1 protein-coding gene and 1 pseudogene are annotated in these 986 nt (G+C 72.8%); both read right to left on the bottom strand.

What is annotated here, in order from left to right; all coding sequences use genetic code 11:
* A partial coding sequence (locus tag ACFP3V_RS31400; RefSeq protein ID WP_380591115.1) for a glycoside hydrolase family 3 protein occupies positions 1–852 on the bottom strand: 852 nt, incomplete at its 3' end.
* 8 nt (positions 853–860) lie between these two features.
* Positions 861–986, bottom strand: a pseudogene (locus ACFP3V_RS31395) (carbohydrate ABC transporter permease); the annotation flags it as partial.

Raw genomic sequence — 986 nt, 5'->3', positions numbered from 1 at the left:
GGTGTCGCGGAGCAGGCCGGTCAGGAGGGTGTCGTCGGCGGCGGAGGGGATGCCGTCGGTGTCGGTGTAGGCGTGCATGACCGAGCGGGGGCGGCCTTCGCGCACGGCCATCTCGAAGGGGGGCAGGATGACGTCGGCGCGTTCGCGGGTGCCCATGGCGACGGGGGCGAGGTTGCGTCCGGCGCGGGAGGCGGAGTAGCCGGCGAAGTGTTTGAGGGTGGCGATGATGCCGGCTGCTTCCAGGCCCTGGACGTAGGCGGTGGCGATGGTGCCGACCAGGTAGGGGTCTTCGCCGACGGTTTCCTCGACGCGGCCCCAGCGGCCGTCGCGGACCACGTCCAGGACCGGGGCCAGGCCCTGGTGCACGCCCACGGCGCGCATGTCGCGGCCGATCGCGGCGGCCATGCGGCGGATCAGGGCGGGGTTGAAGGTGGCGCCCCAGGACAGCGGGACGGGGTAGGCGGTGGCGCCCCAGGCGGCGAAGCCGGCCAGGCACTCCTCGTGGGCCAGGGCCGGGATGCCGAAGCGGTTGCCGGCGGCGATCCGCTGCTGGCTGCGGGCCAGGGACAGGGCGCCCAGCGCGGGGTCGACCGGGGCGGTGCCGAAGGGGCGGGTGAGCTGGCCCAGTCCGGTGGGCAGCAGGGTGTCGAGGTCGGGGGGTTCCTCCATGTCGTGCTGGTGCGGGGCGACGTCGCCGCCCTCGTCGGAGGCGCCGACCCAGATGCCGACCAGCTGGGCCAGCTTCTCGGGCAGGGTCATCTCGCCGATCAGTGCGTCCGCGCGTTCCTGGGGGGTCAGCGACGGGTCGCGCCAGCGGGCGGTCGTGTCAGGGGACGGCACGGCCAGGTTCATGTTGCCGGTCACTTTCCTCCGACGCCCATGAGGCCCTGGACCAAGGCACGTCGGGCGAACAGGTAGACGATGAAGATGGGAAGCATGGACAGGACCACGGCACTGAGCAGACCGGGCACATCCACACCATGCTC

This window comes from Streptacidiphilus monticola, from assembly GCF_042658505.1.
Taxonomy (GTDB): Bacteria; Actinomycetota; Actinomycetes; order Streptomycetales; family Streptomycetaceae; genus Streptacidiphilus; species Streptacidiphilus monticola.
This window is presented reverse-complemented; position numbering and strand designations above follow the sequence as displayed.